Origin of the sequence: Prevotella sp. BV3P1, assembly GCF_000479005.1 — a bacterium.
Classification (GTDB): domain Bacteria; phylum Bacteroidota; class Bacteroidia; order Bacteroidales; family Bacteroidaceae; genus Prevotella.
Genome location: NZ_AWXC01000046.1, coordinates 80,205 through 94,891, shown reverse-complemented (window position 1 = coordinate 94,891; position 14,687 = coordinate 80,205). Strand labels below are relative to the sequence as shown.

The window sequence follows — 14,687 nt, the reverse complement described above, 5'->3', positions numbered from 1 at the left end:
GGAAAAACGCAAAGTCATTGAGTTTGAAGACCAAAGTCATTGGGTTTGACGGCTAAAGTCATTGGGTTTGACGGCCAAAGTCATAGACATTGAAGGCTAAAGCAAACGTTCATCAACCATCAGATTAAATTTCTTTGTAAGAGACTAATAATAAGACGCTTACAAATGTCAACCTCTAATCAACAGATTTTAAAATCTAATTTATCCCGTACTGACAACTCTTCACTCTCAAAATAAAACATTCCTACTTTTGAATGCGGAGATACACGCGCCCCTTCAGCCTGTCTTTTTATCAGATTCTACTAAAATTGCGCTATTCCGTTCTTGTACTTTTGCTCGAATTGAAGGCGTTTAAAGATATTTATGAGAGCATCACTTGGCGTTATTAGTCAAAATACTTACCTTTGACCTCATTATATAATTAAGGTAAACAGACCTTACCGTCTGCACCTAAGAATAATCACTTGAAAATGAAAATATTGTTTACCAAGCTCTTCATAGCCTCAATTTTCATCTTTGCTCATACTGTGGCTCTTTCAGCTCAACAACCTAGCAATGCCGATTCCGTTTCGGTTGCGCAGAACGACAGTGACATTCAGACTGCGATGAACGAAGACCTTGAAGCCGCAGCCGACAGCATGGGCATGGCTACAGAGAACAGTGGCGTGCACCAGTTTTTGAAAACCAAGTTCATTGAAGGCAACGCCGGCTTCATGTCGTTGGTGGCCTTAGTGCTCATCTTGGGCTTGGCGTTCTGCATCGAGCGCATCATTTACCTCAGCTTGTCGGAGATAGACGCCAAGCGATTCATGGCCGACGTGACTTCAAAGATTGAGAGCAAGGATTTGGAAGGAGCCAAGCAACAGTGCCAGGCGACACGCGGCCCCGTGGCCTCGCTGTGCTACGAGGGCTTGAGCCGGGTGGACGAACCGATTGAGAACATAGAACATTCGGTGGCGTCCTACGGATCTGTACAGGCCAACAACCTGGAGAAAGGCTGCTCGTGGATCACTCTGTTCATCGCCATGGCTCCCTCGTTGGGTTTCTTAGGAACGGTCATTGGCATGATCATGACGTTCGACCAGATACAGACGGCCGGCGACATCAGTCCCACCATCGTGGCCGCGGGAATGAAGGTGGCGCTCATCACCACGATTTTCGGTATCATCGTGGCCCTCATCCTGCAAGTGTTCTACAATTACATCCTGTCAAAGACAGACCATATCACGGCGCAGATGGAGGAGTCGGCCATCACTCTGCTTGACGCGCTGATGAAGCATAAACTATCGAAATGAAGCACTTCGACATACGGCATCGTTCAACGGAACAGCTCTCCAGGTGGGTGCTGTACGCTTTGTCGGCTCTGACGGCTAGCCTGTTCGCCCTCTACTATCTGGTTGGCTATAATCAGCCGTACGATGAAAATCCCGACTTCAACGAACCTTTGTTCACTACCGTCCTACTCCTCTTCATGTATGTGCTGTTGGCCGCTGCCATAGGCACCGGTATATGGTCTATCGCGCGTGAAATGAAACGCCGGCGCAGCGAGTCAAAGGTAAGCAATGGCATACCCACGTCGTTAATCAGCCGCTGCGTGGCGGGTGCAACGCTGACGGTCTTCGCGCTGACATTCGCATTAGGTTCAACACAACCGCTGACGACCAACGGAAAGAGTTTCACGGACGGCATGCTACTTCGCATGGCCGACCAGTTCATCAACACCTCCATCCTCCTGTTGGCAGCGGCTGCCGTGGCCGTGGCCTTCGGCATGACGAGATATTATCGCAAACAAAAAAGAGAACATGCTGATTAGGAAAAAAAGACATCACATCCCGGAACTGAACACCACCTCAACGGCCGACATCTCGTTCATGCTGCTGATATTCTTTCTGGTAACCACCTCCATGGACGTGGATAAAGGACTGCGCAGGCAGTTGCCACCAGCACAGCAGGAAAAGGTTGAGCAAGAGAGCCTGGTGGACAAGGGCAAACTGATGGAGCTGAAAATAACGGAAGACAATGCGTTACTGCTCAACGGACAGCCCGTCAACATGAACGAATTGCGCATCAGGACGGAGGAATTCATAACAAGAGTGGGCAAAGAGCATCTCATATCGGTAAGCGCATCGCCCGAGTCGGCATACGAAACCTACTTCAACCTGCAAAACGAGCTGATGGCTGCGTATAAAAACGTGCGCGACCGCCTGGCCCGACAACGATACGGACGAGCACTCGAAGCATGCAACGAGACCCAACGGAACGTCATCACGCAACAGTGTCCGCAACGGATTGCAGAGACATACCAGACGAGCGAGGAAGGAGCCACCCGATGATCAACTTCAGAAAACGACAACATTTCGTGCCGAACCTGAACACGGCATCCCTACCCGACTTGATTTTCACGGTGCTGTTTTTTTTCATGATCGTGACACACATGCGTAAGGTGGCACTCAAGGTGAAGTATCGCGTGCCGCAAGGAACAGAATTGACGCGGCTTACCAAGAAGTCGGCCGTGTCGTATGTCTACATCGGCGTTCCCCTCTCTAACGGCGGAACAGCCAATGAAAAAAATGTACGCATACAATTGAATGACAAGTTTGTAACACCGGATGACCTTGTGGACTACATCACCGAGGAGCGTCATAACATGTCACCCGAAGACTTGCAGCAGATGACGGTATCCATTAAAGCCGACAGACATGTGCGAATGAGCACATTAAACGAGGTGAAGCTGGCACTAAGAAAGGCTAACGCCCTGCGTATCAACTATTCGGCCACGGAGAAACCATCGCCGAAGAATTGAGAACGTGTGGCCATCCATACATGACGGGTGCCGTTGACACAGCCACGACAATCGACTTAACAAACAAGACAAGAGAAACGAAGAACTTTAAACACAGCGTGTTCATGGCTTCATTTCTCTTATCTTATAGCAAAAAAGTTGAAGCCATCCTTGACTTCAACTCATTCACAACTTATTCATCAATCTTGATAATACACCCGCTTTACCCTGTTGCTCACCCCCGTAAGCACCTCGTAAGGGATGGTTTCGAGCGTGTCTGAGAGCACGGTCACAGGCAGACGATTGCCAAAAATCTCCACTTGGTCGCCCTCCTTGCAATCGATTCCCGTCACGTCAATCATGGCCACGTCCATACAAATGTTACCCACATAGTAAGCACGTTGCCCATTGACCAAACAATAGCCATGCCGATTACCCAAACGTCGGTTCAATCCGTCGGCATAACCGATGGGAATGGCAGCAATCATGCTGTCGTGTTCTATCTTTCCCTTTCGGCTATAACCTACCGTATCGCCAGCTTTGACCATGCGCATTTGCAGGATTGTGGTTTTTAAGGTACTGACGTGATTGATTACTTGGTTGTTTCGAGGGTCGATGCCATACAGTCCTAAGCCCAGCCTGCACATGTCCAGCTGCCGCTCGGGGAAATGTTCAATACCGGCAGAGTTGTCCATGTGACGCAAAATCTTGTGTTGAAAGGCGGCTTGCAACTGTTTACTTGCCTTATCAAACAATGTAAACTGTCGTGCGGAGAAGTTGTCAAAGTCATCGCTATCCGACCCTACGAAATGTGAAAACACCGAACGAGGAATGATGGCGTCTTGATGTTTCAAACGTTCTATCAACCGCTGCATGTCATTACTGGGATCAAATCCAAGCCGATGCATGCCCGTATCAAGCTTGATATGTACAGGATAGTCGGTGATACCCTCTTTCTCGGCAGCCTTGACGAGTGCTTCCAGTAAGCGGAAAGAGTACACTTCGGGTTCCAAGTCGTAATCGAAAAGCGTTTTAAACGAGCTCATTTCGGGGTTCATCACCATGATATTGGCCGTGATGCCATTCTTTCTGAGTGTCACACCCTCATCGGCAACCGCCACAGCCAGATAATCCACACAATGGTCTTGCAGCGTCTTGGCAATCTCTACGGCACCCGCACCGTAAGCATCTGCTTTGATCATGCAGACCAACTTCGTAGACTGCTTCAAGAACGAGCGATAATGATTCAGGTTGTCGACCACCGCATTGAGGTTAACCTCAAGGATTGTCTCGTGCACTTTACGCACAAGCAACTCGCTAAGCCTGTCAAATCCAAACCTGCGGGCACCCTTCAGCAGGATTACCTCATCGCGCAGCGCGTGGAACACGACACTCTTGATGAAGGCTTCTACCGTTGGAAAGAAATACTTCTGTTTCACCTTGATGGCATCTTGCTGCTCGGTCAGCTGCTGTCCGATGCCAATCAACTTGGTCACGCCACGCTTAACGGCTAAGTTGGAAACCTCTCTGTACAGTTCAGAAGCCTCTCGTCCGCTCTGATCGATGTCGCTAAGAACCAACGTTCGGCTACGTCCTTGATGGTCAGGACGACGGTTCATGAAATCAAGCGCGATGTCCAATGAATTGATGTCCGAGTTGTACGAGTCGTTGATGAGCGTACACCCATGCTGTCCCTCTTTCACCTCAAGGCGCATGGCAACAGGTTCCAGTTGCTGCATGCGTTGATCCAGCACGTCTGGTGTTACCCCCAAGTGTAATGACACGATGGCACAGACAATAGAATTGACCACAGAAGCCTCATCGATGAACGGTAGCGAATACCAGTCTTCCTTACCTTTATATACATAGGTGACGGTCGTCATGGTTTCTTTCTTCTCGACAAATTTCACAAAGAACGGTGCCTCTTTGTCCTTCATCGACCAATAAAGTCGTTCACCAGGATAGTCGTATTCAGTGATGACCTTGCTGATAATTTCATCGTCAGCAGGATAAATTAGGGTTTCAGCATCGTGGAAGAGGATTAGTTTTTCACGACATTTATCCTCGATGAGTCCGAAATTCTCTTGATGCGCGTCGCCAAGGTTGGTCAACACGGCAATGGTGGGTTGTATGATGTCACGCAAAGCACTCATCTCCCCTGGCTTACTGATTCCCGCTTCAAACACGCCAACCTGTGTTTGTTCGTTCATCAACCAAACCGACAGAGGTACACCAATCTGTGAATTGTAGCTGCGAGGCGAACGAGTGACATAAAATTGCGGTGAAAGAAGCTGATACAACCACTCTTTCACCATTGTTTTTCCATTAGAACCCGTGATGCCGACGATGGGAATGTCAAACTCATCACGATGCCGTTCCGCAAGCCTTTGCAGAGCCTTGCGCGTGTCAACCACTTTGAGAAAGTTGGCTTCGGGATAAAGTTTGTCGTAACCAACTGGCACAGCCGAAACCACAAAGTTGCGAACACCACGCTGATAGAGTTCCGGAATATAATGATGACCATTGTTACGATCGGTCACCAAAGCAAAAAATAAAGTTTCTTCGGGAAAACAAAGCGATCGGCTGTCTGTCAAGATGAAGCCTATCTGTGCATTTTTCGTTCCATAACGCCGCGCACCTATGAGTGTGGTAACCTTTTCGATACTATAAGTCATAAAAGTCAATGTTTATCAATACAAAGGTAATCTTTTTCTGATGGATGCCAAAAGAAAATAAAGAAATTGCACAATTGGTTCATTCGTATAAATAGGCCTACCTGCACACTCTCTTCCTTGACAATATAGAACTATCTCTTTTCTTCCTGGTTTTGAAATTCAAAAATGGACAAATCTTGAAAAGTTTCTCTATATTCGATGTCAAAGAGAAGTCATCTGCTTCTTGATAGTTACAGACAACACACATGATAGTCAAAACAAAAATCCCGATTGGTCAGCTATGCGACCAATCGGGAATACATATAGATTTGCTTTACAGTGTAATTATATATCTAAAAAATTTTCTGAACCTTGACGCGAAATGCGCAAAAGCGCACCTCACACCATGCTATTCAGCAGCCTCTTCAGCGTTTTCAGCTGCTGGGGCTTCTGACTCTTCTGTTACTTCAGTTTCTGCAACAAGAGTTTCTCCATTTGTTGCCTCTTCAGCAGGTTTTGCAACCTTCTTCGTTTCAGCGGCTGGCTCTTCCTTTGGCGCGTTTTCAGCTACCACTTTCACAGGAACCTTCACTTCTACTTCCTTGTGGAAGTGAATGATAGCCTCATAGTCACCTACCTTCTTGATATCACGCATGGTGACTATCTTGCGGTCGATGTCGAAGCCTTTCTTTGCCAACTCTTCAGCCACGGTAGCAGCGGTAACCGAACCGTAGGTAACGCCAGAAGCAGAAACCTTAGCCATTATTTCCAAAGCTACATTTTCCAATGCGGCAGCCTTCTTCTCAGCCTCAGCCTTCAAAGCAGCCAGCTTGTGAGCCTGCTGTCTCATATCCTCTGCAAGAACCTTCTTTGCCGATTCTGATGCGATGACGGCCTTGCCGGTCGGAATCAAATAGTTACGTCCGTAACCTTTCTTCACGTTCACGATATCGTTCTTGTATCCAAGACCGATGATATCTTCTTTCAGTATAATCTCCATTCTGTTTCCTCCTCCTTATTTATTTCATCAAATCGGTTACGTAAGGAAGCAGTGCAATCTGGCGGGCGCGCTTTACAGCCTGTGCCACACGACGCTGATACTTCAAAGATGTTCCGGTAATACGACGTGGAAGAATCTTACCTTGCTCATTCAAGAATTTCTTGAGGAACTCAGGATCCTTGTAGTCAATGTATTTGATACCGCTCTTCTTGAAACGGCAATACTTCTTCTTCTTGATGTCCACTGAAGGTGGAGTCAAATAACGAATTTCTGATTTATTCTGCTCTGCCATGATTATGCCTCCTTCTTGTTTGCATACTTCTGCTTTCTCTTCAAAGCATACTCTGCAGCATACTTGTCGAGCTTAACAGTCATATAACGAATTACTTTCTCGTCGCGGCGGAAGCCGGTTTCGAGCGTTTCTACCAATGTGGGCTCACCCTTGAACTCAAACAGGCAATAGAAGCCGGAGTTCTTCTTCTGAATTTGGTAAGCCAGTTTCTTCATGCCCCAGGCCTCTTCATTCAGAATCTCAGCACCATTGTCGGTGAGCAGCTTCTTGAATTTAGCGACCGTTTCCTTCATCTGTTCATCAGACAAAACGGGAGTCAAAATGAAAACGGTTTCGTATTGATTCATACTACTTTAAAAATTGATGATTAATTATAATTTTGCAAATTGCGATGCAAAGGTACTGATTTTCTGCAAGTCTGCCAAATAATTTTCGTACTTTTGTCGTCAAATACAGATCACTGATGAGAAAGAAGTTATCTACCTCGATGGCACTCTACTGCGTATACATAGGCGTATTCCTCCTCGTACTTAGTCACATTACTGGCTGGAACAGGATGAACGGTATATTGCTAACGGCTTTATTGTTCATCGTTTTGGGTGTCATTGGTTTCGTTCTCATACAGCGGCATCAAGACAAATACTAAACCCAAGGCCGCTTGTTTTTCTTGCCCAAATCTATTGTTGCCCCACCTTGATTTACAGGTACCTTTCAAGTAGTTGAGCAGAATTACGGTTAGTAGTTATAATTGAGGCATAGGTTCAAATCAATCTTCACATGATGAATAATGATTTGAAAGAATTAAACCAGGTTTAATGAAGAGCAAATGAGAGCACCAGGCATCTAAACGCTCAATTCATGTTTTCCCTCGTACGTGATATTCACTTTGATTACATAACTTGTTGTAGAGTCGGGTATTGGCAGATATGCCTTGAAAGTAACCCTTTCTGAGGAGAGATGATCAAACACAATGTCAGAAAGAATACATTGTGCATAAAATTGTTGTGGGATGAATTTTTGAAAGTCTGATTTTTTGAAATCCCGTGAGAATAATTTGCTGGCACCATTGTAAACGCTGATGTGTACAATGTTATCGTAATAAACGTTGCCCACCTCAACACCTTCGTCGGTATAAGTATTCTTGATGATTTTATACGTCGTAGGATTTACCTGAACATAAAGGTGGTAACGCTGTTTATCGACATTGATGACGGTATCGCGTTTGATTAAACTATTTTGGTTTAACGCCACAGGTTGTTTGCGCATAAAGGCAAATTCATTCTCCGGATTGTCACTCTTGACCAAACGAACCACGTCACCATACTGGTTTTTGAATTCAAAAAGATGCTCCGTCTGGCGTACGATAGAATATTTGACGGCCGACGAGCTTTGTAAAATCAGTGAGTCTTGAACTATCTTGAAGTAGACAGGGATGCTGGTTGAGTCAGGATAATAAATCGTATCATTTTGAACTTTGAAAACAACATCTTCTTCGTCTTCATTCAACCAGATGCCTTGCAGGAGTTGTTTGGCCTTCACATCCTCTTGCGCTAATGCTCTCTCGTCCTGCTTACTCTTATTTGCACAACCGGCAGCAAAGAACATGAGGACAAGTAGAATAACAGTTGTGGAGATAGATGTTTTCATCGTTAAATCAAGATGTTTTTGTATCAAATCCTAATGCTGAATCAATCAAAAAGTTCGGCATCAGCCAATGAGCAGGCTCTTAAATCTTTTTCACTGGTCACTATCTTATTTTTGTCTATGGGCCAGTTAATATTTATCGTTTCATCATCCCAGCGTATTCCAGCCTCTTGTGCTGGCGCATAGGGATTATCCACTTTATAAGTAAAGATGGCCTCGTCACTCAAAACCAAAAAACCATGAGCAAAACCGCGGGGAATAAACAATTGACGCTTGTTATCCTCGCTCAACTCTACGCTGACGTACTGGCTGAAAGTTGGTGACGACTTACGAAGATCAACAGCCACATCAAGCACACGGCCTTTGATAACCCTTACCAATTTAGCTTGAGAGTACTCACCTTTCTGATAATGCAAGCCACGCAAGACACCAAAGCAGGATTTAGATTCATTGTCTTGAATAAAATCAACCCGTCCAATCTGTTTCTGAAAATCAGCCTGCTTCCATGCTTCAAAAAAATAGCCTCGCTCATCCTCAAACACTTTTGGTTCGATGATCCATACTCCTTTTATTTTTGATTCTGTGTACTTCATTATTGACTCTTCTGAACGTATTCTATAAAGCAAAGGTACCACAATTCAACAGAACTGCAAAGTTTTTGTTGCTTTTATTTGTTACCGTTGCAATTTTCACGTTTTTAGTTGCTCTATTCGTAAAAAAACAATAAATTTGCAAACGTGATTGAATTGGAAAAACATATCGAAACGCTGCTTTTGGACAATGACTGTGTCATCATTCCAAATTTTGGTGGGTTTATGGCTCATCCCGTTCATGCTCACTATGAAGAGCAGGATCAGCTGTACTATCCCCCACTCCGCACCATTGGGTTCAATCCACAACTTACTATCAACGATTCATTATTGGCACAGTCGTATGTAGACGTATACGACATCAGTTATCCCGAGGCTCTTCGGAGAATAGAGCGTGAGGTCATTGAGATTAAAGAACACCTCTCAAACGAGGGACAATTCAACTTGTCAGACATTGGCACACTACATTATAATAATAGTGAAGGGATATTTACATTTGTACCATGTGAGGCTGGTATCTTAACACCCACCCTATATGGACTGAGTTCATTGGATATAGCCCCTATTTCAAGCGTCACTTCTACTCAACAAGCTACTCAAACAAGCTTTATTGAACAAGCTGAATCACAGCTCAATAAGGCTGATCATGCAGACACTTCAAAGCCATCAGAAGAGCAGCTCATGCCCGCAGAAGTGAAGCTACCTGACACTGATGATGATTCGGGCAAAACTATCCGAGTTAAAGTCAGCTTCATCAGAAACCTGGTTGCAGCTTGTTTGGTGGCTGTGGCGTTCTTCTTGTTTCCGGCAACACTAAACCATCAGGGAAATAATGCCAAATTGTTTGGCAACATTGATACCAGTTTGTTGTATCATATCATGCCCAAAGACATCATCACGGGCTCTGTAGACGTACCAAACGATGCGCCCGAGAGAACAGAAGCAAAGCCCATTTTAAAAGAAACGAAAGCGGCTGAACCTATTAAGAAAGAGGTAGAAGAGAAAACAACCGCCTACGTTATTGTTTTGGCCAGTAGGGTTACGGTCAGAAATGCAAACGCATTTGTAGCAAAGTTACATCAAGCAGGCTATGCTCAGGCAAAAGTTTACACGAAGAATAAAAGCACAAGAGTAATCTACGGACAGTACGAAACCGAACGGGCTGCATACAATGCCTTGAACAACCTTCAAAACCAAAAGGAATTTGCAGATGGTTGGGTTTTGAAACTATCCTCCATTTCCTCTCATTAATAAGCTGTTACATTGAAAAGAGTTCGCTGTCCCAAATGTGATAATTACATCACGTTTGACGAAACAAAATATTCTAACGGTCAATCTTTAGTTTTCCAATGTCCTGAATGCAACAAGCAATTCAGGATAAAGATAGGTTTATCCAAACTGAAAGAAAGACAAAAGGACATGAAAATCGATGAAAACGCTCATCAACAAGCCTATGGAGCTATTGTTGTCATTGAGAACGTTTTCCACTACAAACAAGTTCTTCCCCTTCAGCTCGGTGTCAATCACATTGGACGCTACGTCAAAGGCAACGACATAGAGTGCCCTATTGAAACGACCGACCCAAGCGTTGACTTAACGCATTGCAACATCACGGTGTCCAAAGACAAGCATGGTAAGCTGAAATACGAGCTCAGCGACGGCCCAAGTTATACCGGTACGTTTGTAGACAACCAACTACTTGGCAACCGCGAACGCAGAATCATCCATGAAGGATCGCTGTTTACCATCGGGGCAACCAGCATTATTTTGCGAACATCTGACCAGGATGACGAATAAAAAAGCGAGATCCATGCCATATCTCTCAACCTAGTTAGGCGATTTTAGCTAGGAGTATGTGCCGATAGAGTAAGATTTACATGGTTAATTTCACGGAACAAACACACTCTCTTCCTCTCAATTGATAGTTATAGGTAAATGTATTGACAGAGTTGTAGATGGTATATCCATATTGTTGTTGGTTCAGAATGTTTCTGATGTCAAGGGAAACCTTGACAGCTTTCTTTCGATAGGATAATCCCATATCCAACAAGCTCATTACCTTTGTTACATCTTTCGTCAATTCATTCTTGACAATGTCAGCAGAGGTGTCGAATGTGAAGCCATCGAGAGGCATGATTTTCAAAGACACCTTGTGCTGTTGGCTCAGATAGCTGTTGCTCTGATACTCTGTAGAAAGATAAGTCTTGGCAAACATGCCATGATAATTTAACTCTACATACTTAAATGGTTGTGAAGTTAGTTTTGGAGCTAAAATCCAACTCTTCCAGGTGTATTTCTGCTGAACATCATTCTGCAAAGTCGTTTGTCGCTTCCATTGATAAACACCATTTAATGAAATTTTGCTCTTGATAGGCTCTATAAATTTGGTGATACCGATTTGCTCCATCAAACTTCTTCCTGTATTTGAGGCATATATTTTCGACATGGTGACGAGCGTTGAGCTTGCATTTTGGCTCAAAAGCAAGTTGTTCTTTTCCTGATTATAAAGAAGGTCTACATTGAGGAACCACATTTTCAGTGGTATCTTATAGTCGTAATGTAACGAGGCATTCAAACTTTTGTTGTCTGCCAATATACCAGAACCAATTTTCAGCGAGGTGTCATTGATTCTGACAGGTGCTATTAAGAAGTCCAAAATGTCGCCAAAGTTACGGGCATAGAACAGATTGGTACGCAGCACAGAAAGGGAGCTTACCTTATAGTTGCCATACACGCTTGGGCAAATGGAATAATACCAAGAGCCAGACGATGATGCCGACTTGTGGTCTCTATGCGCTATATAGTCTAAGCGCATCGGCATTTCCAATCGAAAGACATATCTGTATTGCGGATGCGAATATTCATATTGTGGTGCCAATGCCATTCTAAAGTGTTGCATACTCACGTCGTTGCCTTCATCTGTCGGCTGCAAGTTCGTCTGCACCTTATTAATATAGTAGTTCAACAACAATGGTAAATAGATGCGAGAATTGAGATGCTTCTTCGATACAGAGATGGTGTTCTCTGTTCTGAACGTTTGTCCATTGGCAGTTTGCACCACACCACCAGCAGTTTCCTTGTCAAGCGTTATCTTTCCCATAGGCGAACCTTGATATGACAATACAGATGTAACCGACCAACGCAAGTCCTTGTGATTCCACAAGGTAGAGAACTTGTTGTTCAAATCAAACGTTCGCATCTTCTGTTTCTGGTTAAAGAAAGATTCATTCTCTTTAGTTGGCAACTCAGATGTTAGAAAAGAACCGGTGCCAGACAACGTGTTGCTGCGATAAGTCTTATCCGAATTGTCTTTATATTCCAACAGAATGCTCGGACGATGTACGGTTAATAGAGGTGAATACGCTTGGGCGATCATGATATGATGATCTGCATCCGCATAATTTCTCGTCAAACTATAGTCATACTTGCTTTTGGCATAACTATATCCTATATTCCCTTTTAAGGTAACATCCTTATGAATCTTTTTCAATAGGTTGAACGACACCAACCTGTCTGTTGGCGAAGCATATCTGTCAACGTCAATAGGAGGTGTGGAAGCAGAAAGATTCCCCAATAAATTAGATACGGTAGATGATGTCTCTTGCTTGGCAAAGTGATTCGTTCCGTCTGTCAAAGCAAACTGATTGATGTTGCCAGCCTTTAGTGAAGCCAACATTTGGAAGTTTGACATGAAGAGCATTCCTGCACCATTCACTTCATACAAAGTATGCTTACCTACACCAAGCGACGCACCATAAGAGCCAACTGGTTTGAACTTTGCCTTGTTGCTCATTTTTACATTAATCGCCACGTTGTCGGAAAAGACATCCTTTTTGGCTTTCACAGCTTGATGGTTGCTCAACACTTGCACGGAGTTTACAAACGAAGCAGGAATATTAGTGGTTGCTATGTTATATCGTCCACCCAACAAATCCATGTTATCAATGTAAAAATTAGAAATCTCCTTGCCCAGATATTTGATGGAACCTTTGTCCTCTACTTCAATGCCTGGGAGCTTCTTCAAGGCATCTTTCAAAGTGTAGTCATTCTTTCCTATATACGAGGCTAAGTTGTAAGACAGGGTGTCACCTCGTTGGTAGATGGCAGGAGCTTTTACCACGACTTCTTTCAATGCAGTTGTTTTCTCTTTCAGGATGAAGTCGCACTTCTGTGAGATATTCTTGATTTCTCTCTTGGCCTTCTCATATCCAATGGTTTCGGCTGTAATGATGAGCTGTTTGGCATCTGTCTTCAGCGTTAACTGATAAGTTCCCTTTTCTGATGTTCGTGCAAAGGCTAAAGTTGCTTTGTCAGCAGTAGCCTTTACGATGACTCCTTCCAAAGCCAAACCAGTGGTATCACGCACTATTCCTGTAACTACACTTTGGGAAAAAGAGGAGCTACAGAGGCAAGTTAACAGCATTAAAATCGAGAAAATTCTCCTATTCATCAATGTGCACTGTTTACTTCAATTCGAGCGGAACATATCCATTTGGTCGAACTCTCAGCAACATACCATTGATCAAGGTACGATGTCCGCCTTCCTCAGATTTCAGAACAATCATCTCGCTGATGGCTTCCGCAGGGATGTTGCCCATCGGATTTATCTCAAACTTGTTCTTCGCTTTAATAAATTGCTCTCTTGAAATAATGATGGGATTGGCGTATGGCTTCAAACTCATCGGAGTGTTGGATTTACGGAACGTGATTGCCTTGAACTGATGTATGTTGTCTGCATCGTTAGCCGCCAATACCAATCCAGGCAGACCGCAAAGTTTCCAAGGTCCAAAGGACAGAGGTATCTCAGAAGAATACCAAACCGTCCATGTTCTGCCACCATATTCTCCCACTGCCTTTTGACAAGTGTATCCACAGACAGTGTTAGTTTCCTCTGAAAGGTTCCAATTGATGGGTGTGGCGCTCTCGGTATAACTGTAGTAATTTGGTGTGATGACGCTATAAACAGTCAACTTACCTTTAGGTTCATTTTGGGAAACAGACTGGTCGAAGAGCATGTCGTTTCTCATTTCTTGTGCCTTGAACTTCTGGATGTCCGCTTCGGGAGCTTTGCAAGCTATGGCTGAGTCTGCTTGAAAGGTAGTATAATCAGAAAACTTTGCTGTGTTTCTGCCGATTTGAAGCATGGTAGAGGTCGCATCAATAGAACCTTTGGTGTTTTTTACTTGATACTCGTAGATGCACTCGTATTCATCTATGGGAAAAGAACTTGCATTCTGCCCGAATGCTACAGATGTTAAACAGACAGCAGCTGTCAATAAAACAATTTTTTTCATATTCTATGTTTTTTATAGTTGTTACTCATGTAATTTTGGTTGACTCATGGGACAATTTAAAGATGTCGAAGGCTCAATTTTTGAATGAGACGATACTTTATACCCCTGTTGGTCGAATTTATTCAACCAACACATATTTGAATATATGTCATCATTGCTGCTAAATTACAATAAATCTCGGAAAATCAGTAATACTCTACAGATTGTTTTATGAAATATCCAACACCTTAACAGGTTTTAAACTCCGTAAGATGATACGTCAACTCACGGCTCTTTCATTTAAACAAGGTTGTTCGGTGTAAAAAAAACAGCATGCTCTTTTGAATGAACACGAATGGAACTGCCATTTTCGACACGATTTGAAAATAATGCTGGAGGACAATCAACGACACCCACTTTGTTCGTTAACAAACCTTTCATTTGTTAAACCG

General features: G+C 43.8%; 15 protein-coding genes. 7 read left to right on the top strand and 8 right to left on the bottom strand.

Annotated features, from left to right (window positions below; translation table 11 throughout):
- Positions 1 to 470: 470 nt before the first annotated feature.
- Genes HMPREF1254_RS08805 through HMPREF1254_RS08790 form a run of 4 tightly spaced genes read left to right on the top strand, consistent with a single transcriptional unit; the run spans position 471 to position 2,803 of the window.
- The gene (locus tag HMPREF1254_RS08805; protein ID WP_023058276.1) at positions 471 to 1,295 is read left to right on the top strand and encodes a MotA/TolQ/ExbB proton channel family protein; all 825 of its coding nucleotides are present in this window, start codon (positions 471 to 473) and stop codon (positions 1,293 to 1,295) included.
- Positions 1,292 to 1,813 (top strand): hypothetical protein, encoded by a 522-nt coding sequence (locus HMPREF1254_RS08800; protein ID WP_023058261.1) that lies wholly within the window; start codon positions 1,292 to 1,294, stop codon positions 1,811 to 1,813. Before HMPREF1254_RS08805 ends, HMPREF1254_RS08800 begins: the two co-directional genes overlap by 4 nt.
- Entirely contained in the window at positions 1,803 to 2,333 is a 531-nt protein-coding gene (locus HMPREF1254_RS08795) for an ExbD/TolR family protein (RefSeq protein ID WP_023058242.1), read from the top strand. Before HMPREF1254_RS08800 ends, HMPREF1254_RS08795 begins: the two co-directional genes overlap by 11 nt.
- Positions 2,330 to 2,803, top strand: a complete 474-nt coding sequence (locus tag HMPREF1254_RS08790; RefSeq protein ID WP_023058267.1) for an ExbD/TolR family protein — start codon at positions 2,330 to 2,332, stop codon at positions 2,801 to 2,803. Before HMPREF1254_RS08795 ends, HMPREF1254_RS08790 begins: the two co-directional genes overlap by 4 nt.
- A 179-nt stretch (positions 2,804 to 2,982) precedes the next feature.
- Here the strand turns inward: HMPREF1254_RS08790 and HMPREF1254_RS08785 are convergent, their stop codons facing one another.
- The 4 genes from HMPREF1254_RS08785 to rpsF all read right to left on the bottom strand — a co-directional run bounded on the left by HMPREF1254_RS08785 (position 2,983) and on the right by rpsF (position 7,075).
- Positions 2,983 to 5,457, bottom strand: a complete 2,475-nt coding sequence (locus HMPREF1254_RS08785) for a bifunctional UDP-N-acetylmuramoyl-tripeptide:D-alanyl-D-alanine ligase/alanine racemase (RefSeq protein ID WP_023058284.1) — start codon at positions 5,455 to 5,457, stop codon at positions 2,983 to 2,985.
- A gap of 388 nt (positions 5,458 to 5,845) precedes the next feature.
- Positions 5,846 to 6,436, bottom strand: coding sequence for a 50S ribosomal protein L9 (gene rplI / locus HMPREF1254_RS08780; protein ID WP_023058257.1), 591 nt, complete (start codon positions 6,434 to 6,436; stop codon positions 5,846 to 5,848).
- Positions 6,437 to 6,455: 19 nt separating this feature from the next.
- Complete coding sequence (gene rpsR / locus HMPREF1254_RS08775; RefSeq protein ID WP_023058295.1) at positions 6,456 to 6,728, bottom strand: 30S ribosomal protein S18; 273 nt, start codon at positions 6,726 to 6,728, stop codon at positions 6,456 to 6,458.
- A gap of 2 nt (positions 6,729 to 6,730) precedes the next feature.
- Positions 6,731 to 7,075, bottom strand: coding sequence for a 30S ribosomal protein S6 (gene rpsF, locus HMPREF1254_RS08770; protein ID WP_023058249.1), 345 nt, complete (start codon positions 7,073 to 7,075; stop codon positions 6,731 to 6,733).
- Positions 7,076 to 7,191: 116 nt separating this feature from the next.
- On the opposite strand from rpsF, the gene HMPREF1254_RS08765 reads away from it, so the two are divergent.
- Positions 7,192 to 7,374 (top strand): hypothetical protein, encoded by a 183-nt coding sequence (locus HMPREF1254_RS08765; RefSeq protein ID WP_023058244.1) that lies wholly within the window; start codon positions 7,192 to 7,194, stop codon positions 7,372 to 7,374.
- 197 nt (positions 7,375 to 7,571) lie between these two features.
- Here the strand turns inward: HMPREF1254_RS08765 and HMPREF1254_RS08760 are convergent, their stop codons facing one another.
- A complete protein-coding gene (locus tag HMPREF1254_RS08760) occupies positions 7,572 to 8,375 on the bottom strand; it encodes a DUF4738 domain-containing protein (protein ID WP_023058306.1) in 804 nt (267 codons plus the stop codon).
- A gap of 41 nt (positions 8,376 to 8,416) precedes the next feature.
- Complete coding sequence (gene rfbC, locus HMPREF1254_RS08755) at positions 8,417 to 8,965, bottom strand: dTDP-4-dehydrorhamnose 3,5-epimerase (protein WP_023058277.1); 549 nt, start codon at positions 8,963 to 8,965, stop codon at positions 8,417 to 8,419.
- A 144-nt stretch (positions 8,966 to 9,109) separates the two neighbouring features.
- On the opposite strand from rfbC, the gene HMPREF1254_RS08750 reads away from it, so the two are divergent.
- Both HMPREF1254_RS08750 and HMPREF1254_RS08745 read left to right on the top strand, forming a co-directional pair.
- Positions 9,110 to 10,213 (top strand): SPOR domain-containing protein, encoded by a 1,104-nt coding sequence (locus HMPREF1254_RS08750; protein WP_023058303.1) that lies wholly within the window; start codon positions 9,110 to 9,112, stop codon positions 10,211 to 10,213.
- 12 nt (positions 10,214 to 10,225) lie between these two features.
- Positions 10,226 to 10,759, top strand: coding sequence for an FHA domain-containing protein (locus HMPREF1254_RS08745; RefSeq protein ID WP_036873713.1), 534 nt, complete (start codon positions 10,226 to 10,228; stop codon positions 10,757 to 10,759).
- A 76-nt stretch (positions 10,760 to 10,835) separates the two neighbouring features.
- Here the strand turns inward: HMPREF1254_RS08745 and HMPREF1254_RS08740 are convergent, their stop codons facing one another.
- Both HMPREF1254_RS08740 and HMPREF1254_RS08735 read right to left on the bottom strand, forming a co-directional pair.
- Complete coding sequence (locus HMPREF1254_RS08740; RefSeq protein ID WP_231385842.1) at positions 10,836 to 13,412, bottom strand: carboxypeptidase-like regulatory domain-containing protein; 2,577 nt, start codon at positions 13,410 to 13,412, stop codon at positions 10,836 to 10,838.
- A 13-nt stretch (positions 13,413 to 13,425) separates the two neighbouring features.
- Complete coding sequence (locus tag HMPREF1254_RS08735; protein ID WP_023058259.1) at positions 13,426 to 14,256, bottom strand: GLPGLI family protein; 831 nt, start codon at positions 14,254 to 14,256, stop codon at positions 13,426 to 13,428.
- Positions 14,257 to 14,687 lie beyond the last annotated feature (431 nt).